The sequence below is a fragment of the Shewanella pneumatophori genome (assembly GCF_023283895.1).
In the GTDB taxonomy this organism is placed as follows: Bacteria; Pseudomonadota; Gammaproteobacteria; order Enterobacterales; family Shewanellaceae; genus Shewanella; species Shewanella pneumatophori.
This window is the reverse complement of record NZ_JAKILB010000013.1, coordinates 62,465-82,611: the sequence shown is the minus strand read 5'-3', so window position 1 is coordinate 82,611 and position 20,147 is coordinate 62,465. Positions and strand designations below refer to the sequence as shown.

Here is a 20,147-nt window from a genome sequence, read left to right as displayed (position 1 = left end):
GTTAAGCCTGCTCCACTGGGGAGCATAAAGATTGCCCCATTAATTCATGATATATATCTTCGAGCCTCGGCTCTTTTATCTCAAAATCGAATACTTGGCACTGAGATACCAAGTGCTTAACGATGTCAGCTTTATCTTCTGAGTCGAATTGCAACACGCCTTGGTGATAGAACTGCTGCAGGTAGGCGTTACTTTTGACTTGCTCGGCTAACTCATCAAACTGAATACTAGATTTAAGTGCGCTCGCACGGCTTAGCTCAGCGCAAGTGCCAAGAGCTCTGCGCTTGCCGCGCGCCATAATCAGTGCGGTATCAAGGTGAGACTCAACTAGCGACAGCTCATGGGTTGAAATCACCACCGCACAACCTGCGTTTTTAAGCTCGTTGATCTTGCCATAAAGAAACTGTGAGGCTTGTGGGTCAAGTCCTACGGTTGGCTCGTCGAGCAGTAAGATTTTTGGCTCTGACAAAATAGCTTGCGCCACACCAAGGCGCTGCTTCATACCTTTAGAATAAGTTTTCAACTGACGGTGCTGAGCATAACCTAGGCCAAACTCTTCAATCAGTGAGTCGATGCGGGCTAAACCTACGCCCTTTAACGCGGCGAAGTAACACAGTACTTCACGTCCGCTTAGCTTGTCGTAAAAGCTGACATCCTCAGGCAGATAACCTAAGTTAATGCTGCGTTTTTGGTGATTTTTGTGGGCACATTGCCCCATCACTTCTGCCGTGCCCGCTGTTGGCGTAATCAAGCCCAGAATAACTTTAATCAGACTCGATTTACCGGCGCCGTTGTGGCCCAGCAGCGCCATAGTTTGGCCCGCATTAACCTCAAAACTGACATGGTTAAGTGCAGTAAAATCGTTATATTTAAGGCTAACATCGGTTAGCTTTACTGAGGGTGTCACCATTACGTTCTCTTTATCATCCGACTCTAAAGGGGCTGTTAACTCGATGTAAGTCCCCATTTTTACAAGGCTCTTTCAAGGTTAAGCAAAGGAAAGCTATCGACAATGCCTGTCGATGGACCAAACGCAAACTGGCTCTGCACCCAGCGAAGTACCGCGACTACAGGGCTGTTCATTAAAAATTCAGCTTCAGGGTAAAGCCAAAATAGTTTGTCGAGACTGTCGTTAGGGCGATATGGTGCATCTGCAATGCCGTCATGGTTAGCATCCCAGCCCATATAGCCACTCCAGTAGTTACCTTTGCCTTCATGGCTCCACTCTAAAAGCGAGTCACCAACGTATTTGACTTGAATTTGATTATTGACAAACTGATTGCCATAAACCTTGTTACCCTCGCCGCCCATGGCCATATAAATGCCAATATCACTGGTTGCAAACAGGTTATGAGTGATTTCGTTATCGCGAGCGCCGTAGATGAAAATCCCTTTGCCCTCATTACCTAATTCCGGCTTACCTTGGGGATTGTGCGCTAATGAGATGCGATTATTGCTAACGATGGAGTGATTACTGATATTGAGCAAAACACCAAAATCGAGGGCATTAGATGCTTGATTTTGATGTAGATTTACAAAGTGAGAACTCATAATGGCGTAACCGCCATCAACGTTATCTACTTCGTTACCGTAGGCTTCATCGTACTTGGTATACATGTAGTGAATGCCGTACTGCTGCGAGTGGAAACGATTATTAAACACTAGGCTATTAGTGCTGGTTTCAAGATAAACCCCGTCTCTCACATTTGAAATATGGTTGTCGAATATTACAGGGGCATCAACGCCTTTTAGGTAAACGCCGTCGCCGCGATCAAGCTTAAATAGCTGAGGATTACCGGAAATGACGTTATTCGCCACGGTAATTTTGTGTGAGTTTTCTGAATAGATCCCAAAACCGTCGCCAGTTAAGCGGCAGCCCTCAATGCGCACGCTATTGGCGTTGTCTTTCACTAAGATACCAGCGTTAAGCTCGTATAGGTCAGCGCCCCAGTTTTGGATCTGCAGATTACTAATTTTGGTGTCGCTACTATGGATACTTAATGCAATGCCACCACCTTGAGCGTCAATGATTGCGCCTTTTTCACCCGTTAAGTGAATAGCCTGTGGCACCTCAAAATTACCAAGATACACACCCGCTTTAAGGGTAATAGTGTCACCCGCAGCAACCTGTGATAGCTGCGCCTTTAATGCATCAGAGTTAGTAACTGAATAGTTAGCTGCCAAACTAAGTGGACTAAACAACAACGTTAGCGCGGCAATACACTTTACGGGACAATTAATTAAAGGAAACATTGGGCTGTGGGTGACTCTTTTCATATACACACTCAAGATGTGAGCCTTGGCTCACATCATCAAACGCAGACTTTGTTAGTGATAGAGTTATTGGCAGGATTAGTGACTAAGTATTAGCGGCTAAGTATCATTGGCTAACCTCGTACCTAAGCATTAATAACTCGCTAATTGGCTTATTCGCCGGCTAACAAACTAATATCAATCTGCTCATAGGTAAGTACTGCGCCGCCAAAATCTTGGGCAAACTGCTTTGCTGCCTCTTGAGTTTTAAAGCTAGCAACAGCTGGTCCCATTACCGCCTTTTTACTGGTGCCGTAGACATACCAAGCTGTTTTAGCATCAACAAATGCATCGTCTGTTGGCTTTTCCCAATCAGTTGCACCCGCGTCATGAACGAACAGGGCTTCAATTTGGCGCTTGTTTTCTGGTTGCAGTGCAAAGTTAAACATATCGCGCGTAGAGCAGAACTTAGGTACTACCGTTTGGCCTTTAAGATGAACTTGGCCTTTCGGGCCTGGATACTTAGTGATCATCATGCCGCAAAGATGGCAACGGTCATGCTCATGGATCGCTTGCGCTGTAACTTGGGCTTTTTCAGCGTTGCTTTCGCCACAGGCAGTTAAAAATGGGATAAGAAGCAGTAAAGCGATTAACTTTTTCATAGTAATTCAGTCTCTATAGTACTTTCAGCTAGCCCTTAAATAGCCTTGCAGGGCGGCATCCTTAAGGGCTAGCTTACTCGTAGTTAATTAATCACTCAGCATTACTGCATGTCACTGAATGCTCATAGGGAAAGCCTTCAATAACTTAGCAGCCATTACGCTTGAGATCTTAATTAACATTACTAGTGTTGAACCTTTGGCAGCGTCTCTCTTCCTATCGAGACGCCACCGCAGGTTCGCCACTTATTTCAGTCTTCTTAGTCGTTATTACTTGCTCGGGGAAGCGTGAGTTTAAACGACTAATATCGACTAGATGGCATTCAATTGACCCGCGTAAATGATGAACAAACGCAGACACATCATGCCAACCACTGCACACATACCAGACATGTAGAAGGCTTTAGCTGAATGGCTAAAGGCTTTACCTGTGGCAAAGTTAAGTAGCAATGGACCAACAAAACCAATACCAACAACACCAATCCAGAACACGTTAGCCCACACGCCAGTATGGAAACCAGCGAACGCAGCTTGTGCACCAGCATTACCTGTTGCCAAAGACATGATAATCATGAATAGGAACAGCGCTTCAGCAGCCATTACTGGCCATTCTAGGCCGTGTAATGTATGCATATCTTTGCTGTGTAGGTCTTCTTTAAATACTGATACTGCGATCATTTTTGCAGATGCAGCACCCGCTGAAAGACCTGACGCAACGAATAGCGCAGGTAATACAGAAGTATTGATAATTGGGAAACGAATTAACGCAGAGATCAAGAAGCCGGTGTAAGCACACACTGACATAGCAAGTACAAGTACTAGCTTTTCAGATGGTGAGCGTAGACCACGTAACTTGTCGATAATTGGTAGTAAGAAGTTCAAAGGCTTGTAAGCTTTGATCTCTTCTTCCATTGCGAACAAGGTTACTAGCGCAACTAATGGAATGTATGCAGATAGCGCAATAACACCCACTGACATCACTGAGTTTAGGTTGTAGAACACCAAAATACGCCAGAAGAACAGCGGATTAGTTAAGTCTAAAACCAGACAGATCATACCCAGTGCAATCGTTACCAACGACACTAAAGACGCCGCCTTTAAAAACGGTGTGTTTTCAGTTTGTTTTTTGTAGAAACGAATGAACAGGGCAACAGCTAATGCACCACCAGAAATACCAGCAAAGAACAGGTAAACCGCGATTGGCCAAGGCCACGCGATGCCTTGTGAAAGGCCCATTGTAAATTCAATATTACCGTCCATGATTACACTCCCAGCTTAACAATAGGTATGTAACGCAAGCTAGGTTCAGTACCGAAACCTGGCTTAATTCTTACCGAATCCTTAACAGCTAATAACTTGCTGACATAAGAAGTTGGATCGTTAGCATCACCGAAAATCAATGCGTCGTAACGGCACTGCTGCACACAAGCAGGTAACTCGCCAATGGCAAGCTTGCTGTTTAAGCAGAAGTCACAGTTATCGGCTACATCGGTTTCTTTGTTGATGAAACGTGCATCGTATGGACAAGCACCAATACAGTACTTACAACCAGCACATTTCGCCGCGTCCATAGTCACAATACCCGTCTTAGGATCGCGATGAGCCGCGCCCGTAGGACATACTGTTACACAAGGTGCGTTTTTACATTGCTGACAAGAAACACGAACAAACTTACGCTCACAACCACAGCCTGTAGTTTTGCCGCAGTGTGGACAAGGTTGACCTTCAACGGCACCTGATTGCTGTTCCATTAACAGTCGAGACTTGCCTTCTGGTAAGTGGTTAGCCTTATTACAGGCTTCCTTACACTCACCACAACCAACACATTTGTTTTGGTCGAAAACCATTACGTAATGCGGTGTGTAGGCATTTTCCTTTTCTTTGACCGAGCTGCACCCTAGTGGTGCCAATATCAAAGAGCTGGCTCCTAGACCTTTAAGGAACCTCCGTCTCTCTAGATTTTCACTCACAGCATCCTCCGATTGTCGGTTTAAAACCGACACGTTATTTTTTTAATTTAATATTTTTTATTGCGCTGAATTTAGGATTAATGAGCCATTGCTGGTTTAACTTGCATTAATAAGCCCTTGGACTTGTTAATTGCATAATTAATGGCGTCTCGATTAAATATTTGCTTTTTATTGGTTAAAACAATTTCCCAGTTATTAATCGCTTTTTGATAATCACCATTTAGGTAAGCATCGTTAGCCAGTAATAAACGGGTATTTAATTCTTCATGATGTAGAGTTAGCGCCCTCGCGATCACTAAAGAAGTGTCCATGTTCATTACCCGATCATCGCGGTAGTACATAGACGTTGCTTTAAGCCCTAAAGCTTCTGTATTTTGAGCATCGATTGCCAATAACTGCTCTAACGTTACAAGTGCATCATTGTATAAGCCGCCGTCGATATACGACTGGGCTAGCCCTAATAGCACGACTGGATCACCGGGATTATCTTCAGCAAGCTTCTGGCCTTTATTGATATCGGCAACTAACAGGTAATCAATGTTGTAATCAACTTGCGCTGAATCCAACTTTTCATAACTGCCAATTGTTAAATAAAGTAATGCCGAAACACTGAGAATAAATAAGCCAATTGACCCAAAATAATAATTATTGTTTTGCTTAGTATCATTGCTATCGATACTTATATTAGAGCCAAAAAAGTGCCCCACTTCTTTTTCGAGACTAGCAACTTCATTGTCGTATCGATAATGATGACAAAAAAGAAATGCCAGCGAACAAAATAAGATAAGTGAGATACAAATAAGTAACGTATTCATTTTGGCTCTATATCAATAATTAATATCAAATTTAATTGTGTGGATTGGCGCCCATCATGCCGCCCATCATTCCACCCATGCCCATACCACTTAGGCCCATGCCGTGAGAACCTTCACCAGGCTGCTCAACTTTGACAAGCTCAACCTCGAATACCAATGTCGAGTGAGGTTGGATCATGCCAACAACACGGTCGCCATAAGCAAGTGCAGGTGGAATAGTTAACTTGAATTTTGACCCTTGAGGCATAAGAGCAAGTGCTTCTTGCCAGCCTTCAATAACGGTAACTAAAGAGAAACGGTTAGGTTCGTCGCGGTCATAAGTGCTATCAAACTCAGTACCATCAATCAGGGTGCCTTTGTAGTGCACGGTTACCACGTCATTGCCTTCTGGCATTTCGCCGTCACCCATGGTGATCACTTCATATTGCAGACCTGATTCAGTTTGCTTCACATCGCTGTTCTTAGCGTTTTCAGCCATGAAAGCTTCACCCGCTGCAATGTTCTTTGCAGTTAGTGCATCTAACTTAGCTTGCTTAGCAGCGTTTAATGTTTCAGCGCGTTGATTAAGGTAGGTTAAGATGTCTTCTTTAGACATTTTGGTTTCGTCTTTTAACGCGTCTAGTAAGCCGTTAACAACTTGACCCATGTCTACTTCAGCACCTAGCTGAGACTGGTTATATACCTGACTAGAGATATGATGACCAAATGACGCACCAATACTGTACGATTCCTTTTCAACATCAGTAGTAAAGTCGCCACTTGCGAAGCTAAACATAGACACTGACATGGTTAGACAAGACACAACGGCCAAGACACTTTTTTTAAGCTTTTTCATACTATCAATCTCACTAAAAATAAATTTACATAATCCGTTATGGCTTTTCTGTTACTCGATTCGCTAAACGCCATCCGTAGATCCCATCAGGCATTTGTAGAACGTTGGTGTAACCCAACTTCATCACGTGTCGAGCAGCAATTTCACTGGCATTACAAAGACGGTTAGCGCAATAAAACACCATCACCGCATCTTTGTTTTTCGGCAGTAAGTCTTTCCAATTTTTTACGTTGAAATAAACAGCGCCTGGAATGAATCCTTCAGCCCATAATTCCAAGGTGTTGACATCAAAGAAGTAAACTCCCTCTTTGCCCACTAAGGTTTGTGCTTCCATCATGGTGATCGTTTTTAACGTTTCAGCATAATATGTAGCCGGGCCCATCTCTTGACCACCACCGGCATGACTGCTGGTTGATAGCATTGACAACAAGACGGTGAAAACGACACTTCCCAGTACTCTATTCATAATTTCTCTCTTAGTTACCTCAACTTAGGCGTACCTAAGTTGAGGTCGATATCAACTCAATTACATTTTTGCAGCGCTGTAACCAACACCATCAAGAATATTTTGAGCTTGGGTAACATAAGTCAGTGCAGCGTCTAGACGCTTCTGGCTGTAACGGAAGCCATGAACACCCCATGAGCCGTCTTCTTTGATTAGCTCAATCGTTTCTTGTGCTTTCTCAGCTAGCATTAGGACTTCAGTCTTGTCTGCAGTAGACAGCTTAGTCACTTCAAGTAGCATATCGATGCGCTCAAGAGCTTGTTCAACTTGTGCAAACACCTCTTTAACAGGCTTTTGCATCTTCATTACTTCACCGTAGATTTCCATCTGGTCGTCGTAATGTAGGCCAGTTTCTAGCTCAGACTGGAATGGGCTGTGACAACCCTTGTTATCCACTACGTCTTTGTCAGAAATCGCTGTACGAGCACAAGTCCACATAAGGTCTAGGTAGTTGTGATCTTCTTCGTTCTTAGCAACAGTCCAGCCTTTCACGCTTGAATCACGTGGCTTGCCTTCTGGTGGGTTAAGTGTCTTACGCTCTGGGTGGATATCAATCTTCCACATGTGAGTACGACGAACCGCGTCAAAACCTGCGTTGTCTGGGAACTGAATCGCAGCGAAGTTCTCACAGCTACCCATGTTTGGCATGTGACAGCTTTGACAAGTTTGGTTGCTATGCGTGTCTGTGTTGTCAGCGATGTGCGCTTGCGCTTCGTGACAGTCAACACAGTCTTTCTTCAGCTTTGGCGTAGAGAAACCAGATAGGAAATCGCCATCTGTTACTTCATGCGGATCGTGACAAGTTGTACAACGCATACCTTTCTCGTAGTGAGCAGAAGCATACATTTGTGAACCTTCAGTACCACAAGATGGACAAGCAGACTTCATGTATACGCCGAATGCGTATTCCATTTTCTCTTGAGCTTGTTCAGTATCAGCTAGTGAGTCCACGAAGAAGAAACGCTGGTGACAACGTTCACAGTTAGACTGCATGCCGCCAGTACCGCCATCTAAGTGACCGCCCGCGCCGTGACATTCTTCACAAGCAATACCTTTAGAGATAGTGTGCTTCTGTAGCTTCTCAGCGTCGCCAAGTGCATCAAAGAACTCTTGCTGGTTTTGGAAGTCGAACTTGTAGGTGTGGCACATTTCACAGTAAGAGCTACCTGGTTGGAATAGCATCTCTTTTTCGTACTTAGCACCGTATGAAGTCATACCCCACTTGTGTGAACCTGTATCACCAAACTCTTCTAGTGTTACTGGGAACTCAGGGATAGCTTTGTTGATTTTCTTAGCCATTTCTGGCGTTAACCATTCAGCCCAACCACGTGAGAACTGGTTACCACCAGCAACCATTTTACCGGTGCCTTCTGATAGTAGACCGTCACGGATGTGGTAAGTACCACGAACTAGCCATGAGTCTAAGAAACCATACTTAGTACGTGGAGTACCGATGATTGCGTATACGTCGTTTGCACGAACACCGTCAGGTAGCATTGATGCTTCACTACCGTATAGTGGCGCGTTCAAGTCGCCGTTTGGTACTTCTTTATCTGTAATTTCACTTGGGAAACGAACTACGTTAGCGTGACGCGAACGTTGCCATTTCTCATATTGAGTCGCGTGACATTCAGCACACTTCTCTGGACCTACGAAGTTGTTTGGGAAATCCAATGTTGATTTAGCACCTAGACGGTACTGAACAGCACTTGGACGGCCAACACGCTTACTGTATGCCTGGCTTCCGCCGGTATCTAAATATTCTTCACCACGGTCACTAATATGGTAATCACCAATTAAGTTACCTTCTTCTTGGTATTTGAACATTGGATGGTTTTGAAATAAGAAATCAAATAACTCATCTTCTTGAACAATATAATCGTGTAGTGACTTAACACCTTTAGTTTGTTCTGTACCTTGATAGTTTGCAATTGCGTTCTTAGCAGATGCACCCATTTCTGGGATACTATTGTACTTATCACCAGCAGCACTAGCGTTACCTATTGCGCCGAAACAAAACAGTACGCTTGCGACTGTTTTAAGTTTCCAACTTTTCATCATCACTCCTAGAAATATCTAGTTATAGTATTTTTATCATCATTCTCTTAAGCCACTCGCTTGTTGCACATATGCACTGAACAATTGAGTTGCAGCTATTTTCCACATCTTTTTTGCGAAAAATATGAAGCACAGCAAGAAATGAGACCTAGAAAAACACAGATAGTAAAAAATCGCTGAATTCAATTTAAAAGCAATAACTTATGAAGATTTAACAACTTTGTTTTTCACTTGTAATGGCGTTTTTTGATATCTAAAAGAACCTAAAAACAACCGATTTAGACGTGAAAAAATATCAGCAGCAAGACTAGGTTTGATAAAGGCTAGAGAGGTCACAAAATAGATTACTAATATAACCTACCCTTGGGCGAAACAGCTTGATAAGCAATTCATGATCAAGCAAAACATAGATTAAAACGTTTAGTGAACAGCATAAAACTTATATATAAAGAAACAACGTGCTGGATTAGATAACAGACAATTCATTTATAAATGAATAACTAATTTAAAATCAATTTTAAACGTAGATAAGTTAATAAATAGAGAGTTAATAGATGATTCCAGAGCTCGGACTTATTTTCCTTATAATAAGCACAGTTACCGCTGTGTTACTTTCTTTTATTCCCCTCTATGCTTCTTACTCAAAGAATCACTATTTATTTAGCTATGTAAAAACATTAACTGCCTTAATGACATTTACGATTAGCGCCTCTATTTTATGTTTGCTTATTTCATTTCTTGTTGACGACTTTTCAGTTGCTTACGTAGCCAACCACTCCAATACCCAACTCGCCACCTTATATAAGGTCGCTGCAGTTTGGGGGAGCCATGAAGGCTCAATGCTGTTTTGGGTGGTATCAATTGCCATTTGGGGCTGCATGATTGTGTTCTCATCGCGCTATGAGGATCAGCTTTATATCGGCCGCATGATTGCCATTTTGGCATTTGTGATCGCAGGCTTTAACCTGTTTATGCTGTTTACTTCTAACCCGTTTGCCCGCCTGCTGCCCAACTTCCCTGTTGAGGGCCGCGACCTGAATCCAATCTTGCAAGACATTGGGCTTATCTTCCACCCGCCTATGTTGTTTTTAGGTTATGTGGGCTTAACCGTGACGTTTGCAGCTGCTATTGCCGCATTAATTGGTGGCAAGTTTACTCAGCAGCACGCTAGCTACTTGCGTCCTTGGGTATTAATGGCGTGGGTATTTTTAACGGGCGGTAATGCTTTTGGCTCTTGGTGGGCTTATAACGAACTTGGCTGGGGCGGTTGGTGGTTCTGGGACCCGGTTGAAAACGCGTCGTTTATCCCTTGGTTAGTGGCAACAGCCTTGTTGCATAGTGTTGTACTGAGTCAGCAGCGCAGCAGCTTTAAGGTCACTACCTTGCTACTGTGTTTATTGGCTTTCTCATTAAGTTTATTGGGCACCTTTTTAGTCCGCTCAGGCATTGTGCAATCTGTCCATGCTTTTGCCTCAGATCCGACTCGCGGCATGTCGATTCTATTCTTACTTGGGGTATTTGTGTGCGGCGCACTCACCTTGTTTGCCCTAAAAGCGGGCTTGATTAAGTCGAAGTCTGAGTTCTCGCTCGTGTCGCGCGATACTGTGATGCTACTGGGTAATATTGTGTTAGTGGTTGCTGCAATATCAGTCCTATTAGGTACCTTCTACCCACTACTGTTTGAATTATTAGATTTAGGCACCCTCTCTGTTGGCGCGCCTTACTTTAACAGCATCTTTGTACCACTGACTTTTGTCGCTGTGTTGTTGATGGGCGCTGCGCCACTAGTGAAATGGCAACATGAATCATCAAACCGTTTATATCCACTCGCTGCGTTATTTGCTGCATCTGCAGTAATTGGCGTGCTGGTAGCGCTACAAACCCGAGACGGCTTTGATCCTTGGGTATGGATTGGCGCAACATCCGCTAGTTGGATATTTTTAAGCTTAGGCTACTTGGTGTTTAGCTTACGCTCCCAAGGCGCTGGTTTTATCGCTAAAAAGGCCGCCATGTTAATCGCCCACTTCGGCGTAGCTATCAGCATTATTGGCGCAACGGCGGTGTCTAACTTTGAAACCCAAGAATTGCTCAGAATGGGCCCAGGTCAAGGTAAGGTTGTTGCCGGTTATACCTTTGTGTATGAAGCAACGGTAGATGTTGAGTCCCACAGTTACACAGCGATCCAAGCTAATATCCGCGTGACTGACAGTGACAATAACGATATTGGTTATATCACTCCACAGCGCCAAACCTTTAAAACCAACGCCATGGAAGTCTCTAAAGCCGGCATTATGCGTAACTTGGTGCGTGACCTTTATGTATCAAGTGGTCAGCAGTTAAGTGACACTGAATATTTAGTGCGTATTAGCCATAAGCCATTAGCCTGCTGGATTTGGATTGGCGGCTTGATGATGATGTTAGGTGGCTTTATTGCGGCGATGTCTGGCCTATATAACTTACGCCGCCAACAAGTCGCTGCGACTAAGCCCCTCACTACAGCACAATTTGCAGTTAAGGAGCCAGCATGAGCCGCTCTTATACCTCAACGCTAATGCGTTTATTAGTCGGTTTTGCAGTGTTGCTATGCATTAGCCTTTCAGTGCAGACGTCAGTACAAGCCGCTAGCGATAAAATCCATTACACCCCAGATCAAATTCGTGACTTAGGCTTTGAAATCGCCCACGAGCTGCGCTGCCCTATGTCGGTCAACCAGAACCTGTTTGACTCAGGCGCGCCGATTGCTAGCGAACTTAAAGGGCAAATCTTTTTAATGCTAGAGCAAGGTGAATCAAAAGCCGCAATCATCGACTTTTTGGTTCAGCGCTATGGCGAAAAAATCCGTTATCAACCTAGCTTTTCCTCAGCAACCGCTGTGCTTTGGTTGGGACCTATTCTACTTTTAATCGGCATTGTCGGCTTTGCAGCCGTATTTATCCGCGAACAACGTAAACCTGCAAACACTAAGGCTAATACCTATGAATAAAACATATCTACTGAGCGGCTTATTGGTTCTCTCATCTTTACTTATCCCAGCCCACGCTCAGGTTGCTTCAACGAAAGTGTATGACACTGGTAAGGCAATTGAAAAGCCATTGATTATGTCGCGCTTTATTGAAATGCAGTCGGCTCGCTCTGTACCTGAAGTGATGTTTACTGACACCAAAGGCGAGCAAATTAGCTTGAAGCAATACAAGGGTAAGTTAGTACTGGTTAACCTATGGGCAACATGGTGCGCACCTTGTATCAAAGAGATCCCGCAGATGGAGAATATCCGTCAGGTAAACAAAGATAAGAATCTAGTAGTAGTACCGATTTCTATTGATGAAGAGAGCGATAAAGTTCAGGCATTTTTAGACCGCCACGACTTAGGTCACTACCAAACTTGGTTAGATCCGAAAAAAACCATCGACCAAATTATGCCTGCTGATGTTGTGCCAGCAACTTATGTGTTTGACGGTTCAGGTAACCTTGTTGGCTTTTTACGCGGTTATTTAGACTGGGGCGACAAAGAGGTACAACCATACCTTGAAAAGCTTACCGCTAAGTATGCTCAGCGCTAATCGTTAGATTAGCTATTGATTTGATTAGTGAGTAAACACTAACTCACCAATCCTGTTTTCCTCGCTAAACGCCCATTTCGGTGGGTTATGACTTTCACCTCTCCATGGTGATATTTGGCTTCGTTAATGCCTGTTTGATAGTTATATTGAAAACAATATTAATCACTACGCCAACAGCCTTGTCTCCCCTGACCGACAAGGCTTTTTTTTGCCTTATACCAATAATTTATGCGAGTGCCTGCTCTTGCTCAGCTATACGCTCAATTTTAAAGTCATACTTTGCGTAAGCAGCGCTAATCAGCGGACAAACTAGATTAAAAAAAGCATAAGGTAGGTAAGCCACGGTCGCTACGCCTAACGTGCTCGCCATATAGGCACCGCAAGTATTCCAAGGAATAAGCGGGCTGGTAATAGTGGCTGAGTCTTCAAGGGCACGACTTAAGTTAACTGGTGCAAGACCACGCTTAGCATACTCCACTTTCAGCATACGCCCCGGTAGAACAATGGCAATAAACTGGTCAGCGGTAATTAAGTTGGCGCCAATACAACTAGCAAGAGTTGTCATAATCAGACTGCCGCTTGATTTTACTAAGCCGAGAATGCTCTGCAAAATACGTTTAAGTAGGCCTGTGACCTCCATAATGCCACCAAACGCCATGGCGCATAAAATAAGCCACACGGTGTTAATCATACTGCTCATGCCGCCGCGACTTAATAAGTTATCCAACACTTCATCGCCTGTAGCGGCGGTATAACCATTAAACATCGCCACCCAAATGCCTTTAACCAATGCCACTAACGGCATTAGGCTTTTATCATCAGCAAAGGCCACCACATTATCGAACTGGAACAATGCCGCGCACACTGCGCCAGCGATAGTACCGATAATCACAGTCGGAAAAGCGGGTAACTTTTTATAGGCCAAAATCAATACCACCAGCAGTGGTAACAATAAGTGGATTCCTGGATTAAACTGCACATCTATCAGCGATAATGTCGCTTCAAAGCTATTGTTATCTATAGTGGTTTCGCTATTAAAGCCAAGAATTATAAAGCCTATCATGGCGATGATGATGCTCGGTGTTGTGGTCCAAACCATATGGCGAATATGACTAAATATGTCGGTGCCGGCGACCGCAGGTGCTAAGTTGGTGGTATCTGACATAGGCGACATTTTATCGCCAAAGTAAGCGCCACTAATAATCGCACCTGCAGTAATTTCTATGCTTAAGCCCATTGCAGAGGCTACGCCAACCAAGGCGATACCTAAGGTACCAGCCACAGTCCAAGAGCTACCGATACTGATGGCAACAACTGCACATAATAGGCAGCAGGCAGCGTAGAAATACTCGGGATTAAGGATCAACATACCGTAATAAATCATGGTCGGCACAGTACCCGCTAACACCCATGTGCCAATAAGTGAGCCAACTGACAGTAGAATCAATATAGCCCCTGTCGCGACACCAATACTGCGAACGATGCCCTGCTCCATCTCTGCCCAGCTATAACCATTTTTCCAACCGATTAATAGCGCAATACAGCCAGCCATGATCAGTGCAATTTGGTTAGCACCAAAAGAGCTATCAGAAGAGAATAGATAAACAGCTGCGGTAAGCATCATCACCAGAGCGATAATCGGAATTAAGGCATCAAATAATGTAGCTGGTGTGTGATGGCTATCCTCGATGGGATCTATACTTACTGAATCTGGCAGTTGCGGGTCTTTATTGTCGCTCATGGGGATCCTTTTATTGTTCTTATCACTTAGTCTTTTCGAATTAATGGCGCTATTAAACTGCCTATTCGTGCCAAGCTGGAACAACATCCTTACATAAAGTTAACAACAAGATCTAGCCACACCATTACTCCACAAGCTGCCAGTTTTAACAGCACACAGACACAAGTGATTAGCGATTCACCATAATCAGCAAATACCAACTTAATATTCAATTAATACACATTTAATCAACCAACAGTTGCCAGTGATAAAAATTCATAGCCAAGTGTTTTTGGAACAAAAAAGCAACAAACAACATCTAATTACACGCTAATCGGCAATGTTCTGACTTGGCTAATTACTTTTACTTAAGAGTGCTTTTACTTAAGCGTACTTTCACGCAGAGAGTCCTTGTGTTACTCCTAACCACAGAACCGAATTTGTTAGAGGACAAAATGAAAGACTTTACTATTAGTCGCCTGAATACCCGCCTGGGCATTTTCAAACTCAAAGGGGTAGTGAATTCTGACAGCCAAGCAACTCAACAGCACATTCGGGTATCTCAGCTTGAAATAATGGGCTGCGATGGTTGGGTTGAGCTTGAAGTTGGTCATCATCATAGTCGGCAGATTATTGAGCAACTTGATGCTGACATCAGCGCTCATCTTGGTTTGTAAAGTAAGTAACAGACAACTTGCGGTTGCGATTAACTAGCTTAAGCGTCATAGCAGGGCCAATACAGTCTTATACTTGGCTGACGAGAGAATTTGTCGTCGCCAACTTAGCCTGAGGCTTTTATTTCGTGGGCTGTTTCTTTAGTATGGCGGCAATTAACTCTAATTTAGCAGCAAAGGCATATTTGTCATGAAATTATCCGCTTTGGATCAACCACTATACGATCACTTATATCGCGACATTCGACAGTTCCGTGCAACGTTCGATCTACCGATTGAAGATATCAGCAGCTTGGATGATAAAGCCGATACGCTACACACTTCACTGGCGATTGAAGAGCTAACTGAACTTGCAGAAGCTGATAGCCGTGTTGAACAAGCTGATGCCATTGTTGACTCAGTCTATGTCTTAATGGGCCGTCTAGTACATTTAGGTGCAACTCAAGTCACTGACAGAATTGAAATTAGCTACGTCATCGACTTGCTATTACATGTAGCAAAAAACCGCGAAATTGACTTTATTACTTGTTGGGATGAAGTGCACTCAAGCAACATGAGCAAGGTCTGCCGCAACGAGCAAGAGCTTAACGAGACTATCGAGTTCTACGCTAAACAAGGCGTTGAAATTGTCGGAAGCACTAAGGGTGAATTTATCATTGCCAAATGCGCAAAAGACGTTGATATGGCGGGTAAAGTGGTTCGCCAAGGCAAGGTATTAAAATCGGTTTACTACCGCCCTGCCGATCTAGAGAAACTGGTAAAAGCTTAATTTATAGCCCCAGCTTACTTACAGCTTTAATTAAAATAAGCAGAGCTACAACTCTGCTTATTTATCAACTCAGCCAATAGCCTCTTTATACTAACTCACCTTATTTAAAGCTTGTTGCTCTGAGCCAACCTCTGTATCTAAGGTTAGCTCACAATCTAACTCTGCAGTACTGAGTGCTGCTCCACTTAATAATGGTTGCAAAGATTGCGCTAGCTCCTTGGGCTTATCAACCACAAGGAAAACCTGTTCAATCTGCTCAGGTAACTGGCCACCTGCGCCAAAATAGGTCTGTGGTTGTTTAAAGGTCAGCAATATATTGGCTGCTTTACCTCGACCAAAGTAAAGGGCTTCCGATTCAGCTTTGTCGCTTACTTTAGTGTTCGCCTTCACTTTAGCCCAGTCTCCATGCTGCACTGACTCAATGTCATCGAGTTTTACCGCCATAAAACCCCACATAGAGTTATTAAGCACTAGCTTATTATCTTGGCTATAAACAGAGAAATGACACGAAACTCGATAGTTAGCCGTCACAACCACCACGCTATAAGCAAGAATGCTCGACACAATAAGTGCCACCAGCTCACTCCAAGTTGCAATTAGCACATAGCTTAATGCAGACAACATCACTGTTGCCGCAAGCAGTAACAACCAATGCCACACTTTGGCGGAATACAGATTAAGGTGAGCTAAACTACTACTGTGGTGGCGTGAAAACCTAGGAATTGCGTAATACCAGCTTGCTGGCTCAGAGGCTAACACTAAGGCTAAGCTTCGCTTCCTCTCATCCTGATACTTATCAACAATGTGCAAACGCGGATCGCCCTTTAAAGATCGCGCTTGCCATAACCCTTTCGCAATACTGACCATTAAGTAAAGTTCAATGACGAATAACACTGCGATAATCGGGTAACGCAGCCAAGCAATAAATTCAAAATAACTGGCAAGTTCAGCCGGAAAACTAAAGCGAGCCATCAAGCTACTCAAACTAAACACTAGGAGCATCTTCCACCAATGCTGCTGACCCACATAAATGATGCAATATGCGTACATAGCTGGCAGCAGCACAAAGTAACTAGCAGCTATCGCGATAGTTAGCTCTAGTGCATTGTCCCCTTGCATTGATTCAGGTAACCATTGAAAACCTATGCAATAAACTACTATGGCACTGAGTAGAAACAATAATCGGTATTTAACACTCCGGCGCATTCTCTGACCCTTGAGGTATGTTAAGCTAATGTTACTACAGATATTGTGACGTCTTGACAACAAAACAAGTGTTGCGGCTAATATATAAACAATTTCTATGTGCTTAGTTATGCGCTTAGTGAGCTAACAAAACATCATACAAGCAATTAAAAATACTGATTTTTAATTAATGAATACATGGGAATGAATAGTTAGAGTAGGTTAATATATCTACACAACTTATGGATAAGTCGAGCCAATCATGTCATATCGAAACTGCAGCACCGCACTGATTAAACTAATGCTTTGCAGCCTATTATTGGCCTGCTTTTTTCCTGCGACTAGCATGGCGAAAAAGCCAAATATCGATGCCACGGTAATGCACAATAGTCCGTTTAATATTCCTCGCAGTCACACGGTTAAAATTCAAGACAAAGAGCGCACCTATAAGCTTTATATCAAGCTACCTAAAGGCTATAAATCATCGCAAAATCGCGATATTGACTACCCGGTTATTTATCTGACTGACGCTATGTATACCTTTCAAATTATGTCTGGGGTAACGCGTTTTCCAATGAAATCTAAGCAAATGGTGCCAGCCATTATTGTTGGAATTTCATGGGAGCTTGGAATGCAAGGTGATACTAGTCGGGTGCGAGATTACACGCCAACGGTCGATAACAGCTGGAACAAGGTGACTGGCGGCGCAGATCGACACCTTAGGTTTTTAAAACACAGTGTTATTCCTTATGTTGAGCAAAACTACCGGACTGATAGCGAACAACGCACTTATGTTGGTAACTCTCTAGGTGGGCTTTTGGGCGGCTATATTCTATTAAAACAACCTGAGTTATTTCGTAATTACTTACTAGGAAGCCCATCATTTTGGTGGCAACAACAAACTTTACTCTCTCAACTAGAAAGTAATAGTGATGCTTTAACTAAACTCAACGCGAATGTTTTTGTTGGTATTGGTGCACTTGAACACAATAGAAAGGGCGGCGATTCAGAATTTGATATGGTGGGAGATGCTAAACGCTTTAAAGCCTTGCTCGATAAAGCAGCCAAACCTCAGCCGCAAAAAACCTTACATACTAAACTATTACTGATAAACGAAGCGCATCATGCTACAGCTTTTGCCACCACGGCAATTCATGGAATGGATTGGTTATTTAACCATAAGCAAGGTAAAAGCCTACCCAAGGCGATAACCTCACAAGATAATGAAGCACGGCACTCAGCTGACGACAGCTTTTAGCCATCGGTATAAGAAGCTTCTAAACCAAAGCAGTTAACCCTTTAACTAACAGAGGTTAGCGCCGTGATAAGCTGTTGCTAGCTCATGCCTTTTTGCTCAATTTTCAAAATACACGGGGTTCTAATCAGCACTTTGGCGCTTTTATATGTCAACTCGTGCTCATACCAATGAATGTATAACCTTAGCTCGACATTGTCGTTAAAGTGATTGCTGTTATAAAAATGGCGATAGCAGCGATTGTGCTGTAGATAACCGCTGTGATACAGCTTTAACATGCGCTGGCCGATATGGATTTCACGAAAGTCCACACCATGTGCTGAGTTATGAGGAAAATGATACTCGCCATAGCGATAGTTGCCGTTAAGCACTTCTATATTGCGGCCTTTGGTTAGTAATGAGTTGAGCTGCAACGCATCGACTCGGCTAGCAAGGCATAAGCCACTCAATGCCACACAACTAATCACCGCCAGCGACCAAGCAACAAAGCCTTGCGGTTTAAAGTAAGAAAACAATAACCAAAACACTAAAATAACTGCTGCAATAAGCAGTAAAGCTAGCTCGTAATCAGCCCATTGCCCGGCTTCATACGCCGTGATCCAAGATGACATAAATCCCTCCGCAGCGATCAAATCCATTTGTTGCATATGGGTGCAAAGCCCTACCGGCTCGCGCTGTAAATAAACTTACTCTATGAATATGTCACTGCAATGATCCTTCATTGCAGTAGTGTTATACCTAGAGATATAACCTTCGTTCAGATTAAGTATAGTCAGGATTTAAGAGAGGGATTTATAGACATAAAAGGTTTTTATACAAAAACGCCTGCAATAGTAGGCTATTGCAGGCTATTGCAGGCGCTCAATGGTTAGTGAATGGTCACGAGTAATCGACTAACCTAAGATAAGGTAATCTAAGGTTAATGCCGCAAATAATACTAAACCGGCCCAGCTATTATTTAAAAAGGCAGTAAAACACGCTGCGCGATCTCGACCAAAAATAAGCTTTTGTTGGTAAGCACCAAAGCCGATAAAGGCTAAAATACCTAAAGCGTAAATAGCGCCACGCTCAGCTTCTAGACCCGCAATAATAAAGCAAGTTAATGCCGCAAGCTGAAAGCCGCCGATGATTTGTCGATCATAACGGCCAAATAAAATCGCAGTAGATTTAATACCTATCTTTAAATCATCATCACGGTCCACCATGGCGTACATAGTGTCGTACGCAACCGTCCAGCACCAGTTTGCAGCAAATAACCACCAAGCCTCAACAGGCACTGTGCCAGTTTGGGCGGCATAAGCCATTGGGATAGACCAACTCCATACCGTGCCCAAAAACATCTGTGGCATATTGGTATAGCGCTTGGTGAAGGGATAAATGATGGTCAGAATAATACCAACCACTGAAAGTTGCACTACAAGTGGATTCAGCATGAGTACAAGGCAGAAGGCAAACAGCGCCATGGCAGCAAACAGCAATAACGCTTCTTTGCTAGAGATCTCGCCACTGGTTAGCGGCCGCGCTTTGGTGCGCTCAACATGGGCATCTAAATCTCTATCGGCATAGTCGTTGATAATGCAGCCACATGCGCGCATAACAACAACGCCAATCACAAAGATCACAAACACTTTCAGATCTGGTAAGCCACCAGCAGCAAAGGTTAACGCCATTAAACATGGCCACAATAACAACAAAGTACCAATGGGACGGTCTATACGCGCGAGTCGCATATAAACGTCTAGTTTATCCCTTAAACTCATGTATTAGGCTCTCCTACAACGTCTACGGCCTTTAGTTTTGTAACCGCATTATGACTGAGCTGTAACAGTATTCAACCAGTATTGAGATAAATAAAATGAGTGGTTATTTTATCGGCTAAAACCTCTGGC

Annotated in this window: 19 protein-coding genes; 6 read left to right on the top strand and 13 right to left on the bottom strand. The window is 43.5% G+C overall.

Annotated features, from left to right (window positions below):
• Nucleotide 1: 1 nt before the first annotated feature.
• The 9 genes from L2740_RS17300 to L2740_RS17260 all read right to left on the bottom strand — a co-directional run bounded on the left by L2740_RS17300 (nucleotide 2) and on the right by L2740_RS17260 (nucleotide 9,095).
• The gene (locus tag L2740_RS17300; protein ID WP_248951364.1) at nucleotides 2-910 is read right to left on the bottom strand and encodes an ABC transporter ATP-binding protein; all 909 of its coding nucleotides are present in this window, start codon (nucleotides 908-910) and stop codon (nucleotides 2-4) included.
• 59 nt (nucleotides 911-969) lie between these two features.
• Nucleotides 970-2,277 (bottom strand): nitrous oxide reductase family maturation protein NosD, encoded by a 1,308-nt coding sequence (nosD, locus tag L2740_RS17295; RefSeq protein ID WP_248951325.1) that lies wholly within the window; start codon nucleotides 2,275-2,277, stop codon nucleotides 970-972.
• A gap of 149 nt (nucleotides 2,278-2,426) precedes the next feature.
• Complete coding sequence (locus L2740_RS17290) at nucleotides 2,427-2,915, bottom strand: nitrous oxide reductase accessory protein NosL (RefSeq protein WP_248951324.1); 489 nt, start codon at nucleotides 2,913-2,915, stop codon at nucleotides 2,427-2,429.
• Nucleotides 2,916-3,224: 309 nt separating this feature from the next.
• Nucleotides 3,225-4,172 (bottom strand): NrfD/PsrC family molybdoenzyme membrane anchor subunit, encoded by a 948-nt coding sequence (nrfD, locus tag L2740_RS17285; RefSeq protein WP_248471376.1) that lies wholly within the window; start codon nucleotides 4,170-4,172, stop codon nucleotides 3,225-3,227.
• Between the two features lie 2 nt (nucleotides 4,173-4,174).
• Nucleotides 4,175-4,882: a 4Fe-4S dicluster domain-containing protein gene (locus L2740_RS17280; protein WP_248471377.1), complete on the bottom strand. Its 708-nt coding sequence runs from the start codon at nucleotides 4,880-4,882 to the stop codon at nucleotides 4,175-4,177.
• A gap of 77 nt (nucleotides 4,883-4,959) precedes the next feature.
• Entirely contained in the window at nucleotides 4,960-5,697 is a 738-nt protein-coding gene (locus L2740_RS17275) for a tetratricopeptide repeat protein (RefSeq protein ID WP_248951323.1), read from the bottom strand.
• A 31-nt stretch (nucleotides 5,698-5,728) separates the two neighbouring features.
• Nucleotides 5,729-6,532, bottom strand: a complete 804-nt coding sequence (locus L2740_RS17270; RefSeq protein WP_248951322.1) for an FKBP-type peptidyl-prolyl cis-trans isomerase — start codon at nucleotides 6,530-6,532, stop codon at nucleotides 5,729-5,731.
• 37 nt (nucleotides 6,533-6,569) lie between these two features.
• Nucleotides 6,570-6,998, bottom strand: a complete 429-nt coding sequence (locus L2740_RS17265; RefSeq protein ID WP_248951321.1) for a rhodanese-like domain-containing protein — start codon at nucleotides 6,996-6,998, stop codon at nucleotides 6,570-6,572.
• A 60-nt stretch (nucleotides 6,999-7,058) separates the two neighbouring features.
• On the bottom strand, nucleotides 7,059-9,095 hold the full coding sequence (locus L2740_RS17260; protein ID WP_248471381.1) for a multiheme c-type cytochrome: 2,037 nt from the start codon (nucleotides 9,093-9,095) through the stop codon (nucleotides 7,059-7,061).
• A 554-nt stretch (nucleotides 9,096-9,649) separates the two neighbouring features.
• On the opposite strand from L2740_RS17260, the gene L2740_RS17255 reads away from it, so the two are divergent.
• Genes L2740_RS17255 through L2740_RS17245 form a run of 3 tightly spaced genes read left to right on the top strand, consistent with a single transcriptional unit; the run spans nucleotide 9,650 to nucleotide 12,655 of the window.
• A complete protein-coding gene (locus tag L2740_RS17255) occupies nucleotides 9,650-11,623 on the top strand; it encodes a heme lyase CcmF/NrfE family subunit (protein ID WP_248951320.1) in 1,974 nt (657 codons plus the stop codon).
• Complete coding sequence (locus L2740_RS17250) at nucleotides 11,620-12,078, top strand: cytochrome c-type biogenesis protein (RefSeq protein ID WP_248951319.1); 459 nt, start codon at nucleotides 11,620-11,622, stop codon at nucleotides 12,076-12,078. The genes L2740_RS17255 and L2740_RS17250 overlap by 4 nt, the downstream gene beginning before the upstream one ends.
• A complete protein-coding gene (locus L2740_RS17245; RefSeq protein ID WP_248951318.1) occupies nucleotides 12,071-12,655 on the top strand; it encodes a TlpA family protein disulfide reductase in 585 nt (194 codons plus the stop codon). Before L2740_RS17250 ends, L2740_RS17245 begins: the two co-directional genes overlap by 8 nt.
• Nucleotides 12,656-12,881: 226 nt before the next feature.
• On the opposite strand, the gene nhaC is transcribed toward L2740_RS17245, so the two are convergent.
• Entirely contained in the window at nucleotides 12,882-14,396 is a 1,515-nt protein-coding gene (gene nhaC, locus L2740_RS17240) for a Na+/H+ antiporter NhaC (RefSeq protein WP_248951317.1), read from the bottom strand.
• A gap of 434 nt (nucleotides 14,397-14,830) precedes the next feature.
• Between nhaC and L2740_RS17235 the strand changes: the two genes are divergently transcribed.
• The gene (locus L2740_RS17235) at nucleotides 14,831-15,052 is read left to right on the top strand and encodes a hypothetical protein (RefSeq protein WP_248951316.1); all 222 of its coding nucleotides are present in this window, start codon (nucleotides 14,831-14,833) and stop codon (nucleotides 15,050-15,052) included.
• 187 nt (nucleotides 15,053-15,239) lie between these two features.
• Entirely contained in the window at nucleotides 15,240-15,818 is a 579-nt protein-coding gene (locus L2740_RS17230) for a nucleoside triphosphate pyrophosphohydrolase family protein (protein WP_248471387.1), read from the top strand.
• A gap of 90 nt (nucleotides 15,819-15,908) precedes the next feature.
• On the opposite strand, the gene L2740_RS17225 is transcribed toward L2740_RS17230, so the two are convergent.
• A complete protein-coding gene (locus L2740_RS17225) occupies nucleotides 15,909-17,024 on the bottom strand; it encodes a hypothetical protein (protein ID WP_248951315.1) in 1,116 nt (371 codons plus the stop codon).
• A 241-nt stretch (nucleotides 17,025-17,265) separates the two neighbouring features.
• Between L2740_RS17225 and L2740_RS17220 the strand changes: the two genes are divergently transcribed.
• Entirely contained in the window at nucleotides 17,266-18,261 is a 996-nt protein-coding gene (locus tag L2740_RS17220; RefSeq protein WP_248951314.1) for an alpha/beta hydrolase, read from the top strand.
• A gap of 77 nt (nucleotides 18,262-18,338) precedes the next feature.
• Here L2740_RS17220 and L2740_RS17215 read toward each other — a convergent pair whose 3' ends face one another.
• Nucleotides 18,339-18,869: a hypothetical protein gene (locus L2740_RS17215; protein ID WP_248951313.1), complete on the bottom strand. Its 531-nt coding sequence runs from the start codon at nucleotides 18,867-18,869 to the stop codon at nucleotides 18,339-18,341.
• 282 nt (nucleotides 18,870-19,151) lie between these two features.
• On the bottom strand, nucleotides 19,152-20,018 hold the full coding sequence (gene ubiA, locus L2740_RS17210; protein ID WP_248951312.1) for a 4-hydroxybenzoate octaprenyltransferase: 867 nt from the start codon (nucleotides 20,016-20,018) through the stop codon (nucleotides 19,152-19,154).
• Nucleotides 20,019-20,147: the final 129 nt, after the last annotated feature.

Bases quoted from the DNA above. Each gene is read 5' to 3' on its own strand.
- L2740_RS17300 (WP_248951364.1), bottom strand. From the start codon at position 910: ATGGTGACACCCTCAGTAAAGCTAACCGATGTTAGCCTTAAATATAAC.
- nosD (WP_248951325.1), bottom strand. From the start codon at position 2,277: ATGAAAAGAGTCACCCACAGCCCAATGTTTCCTTTAATTAATTGTCCC.
- L2740_RS17290 (WP_248951324.1), bottom strand. From the start codon at position 2,915: ATGAAAAAGTTAATCGCTTTACTGCTTCTTATCCCATTTTTAACTGCC.
- nrfD (WP_248471376.1), bottom strand. From the start codon at position 4,172: ATGGACGGTAATATTGAATTTACAATGGGCCTTTCACAAGGCATCGCG.
- L2740_RS17275 (WP_248951323.1), bottom strand. From the start codon at position 5,697: ATGAATACGTTACTTATTTGTATCTCACTTATCTTATTTTGTTCGCTG.
- L2740_RS17270 (WP_248951322.1), bottom strand. From the start codon at position 6,532: ATGAAAAAGCTTAAAAAAAGTGTCTTGGCCGTTGTGTCTTGTCTAACC.
- L2740_RS17265 (WP_248951321.1), bottom strand. From the start codon at position 6,998: ATGAATAGAGTACTGGGAAGTGTCGTTTTCACCGTCTTGTTGTCAATG.
- L2740_RS17260 (WP_248471381.1), bottom strand. From the start codon at position 9,095: ATGAAAAGTTGGAAACTTAAAACAGTCGCAAGCGTACTGTTTTGTTTC.
- L2740_RS17255 (WP_248951320.1), top strand. From the start codon at position 9,650: ATGATTCCAGAGCTCGGACTTATTTTCCTTATAATAAGCACAGTTACC.
- L2740_RS17250 (WP_248951319.1), top strand. From the start codon at position 11,620: ATGAGCCGCTCTTATACCTCAACGCTAATGCGTTTATTAGTCGGTTTT.
- L2740_RS17245 (WP_248951318.1), top strand. From the start codon at position 12,071: ATGAATAAAACATATCTACTGAGCGGCTTATTGGTTCTCTCATCTTTA.
- nhaC (WP_248951317.1), bottom strand. From the start codon at position 14,396: ATGAGCGACAATAAAGACCCGCAACTGCCAGATTCAGTAAGTATAGAT.
- L2740_RS17235 (WP_248951316.1), top strand. From the start codon at position 14,831: ATGAAAGACTTTACTATTAGTCGCCTGAATACCCGCCTGGGCATTTTC.
- L2740_RS17230 (WP_248471387.1), top strand. From the start codon at position 15,240: ATGAAATTATCCGCTTTGGATCAACCACTATACGATCACTTATATCGC.
- L2740_RS17225 (WP_248951315.1), bottom strand. From the start codon at position 17,024: ATGCGCCGGAGTGTTAAATACCGATTATTGTTTCTACTCAGTGCCATA.
- L2740_RS17220 (WP_248951314.1), top strand. From the start codon at position 17,266: ATGTCATATCGAAACTGCAGCACCGCACTGATTAAACTAATGCTTTGC.
- L2740_RS17215 (WP_248951313.1), bottom strand. From the start codon at position 18,869: ATGTCATCTTGGATCACGGCGTATGAAGCCGGGCAATGGGCTGATTAC.
- ubiA (WP_248951312.1), bottom strand. From the start codon at position 20,018: ATGAGTTTAAGGGATAAACTAGACGTTTATATGCGACTCGCGCGTATA.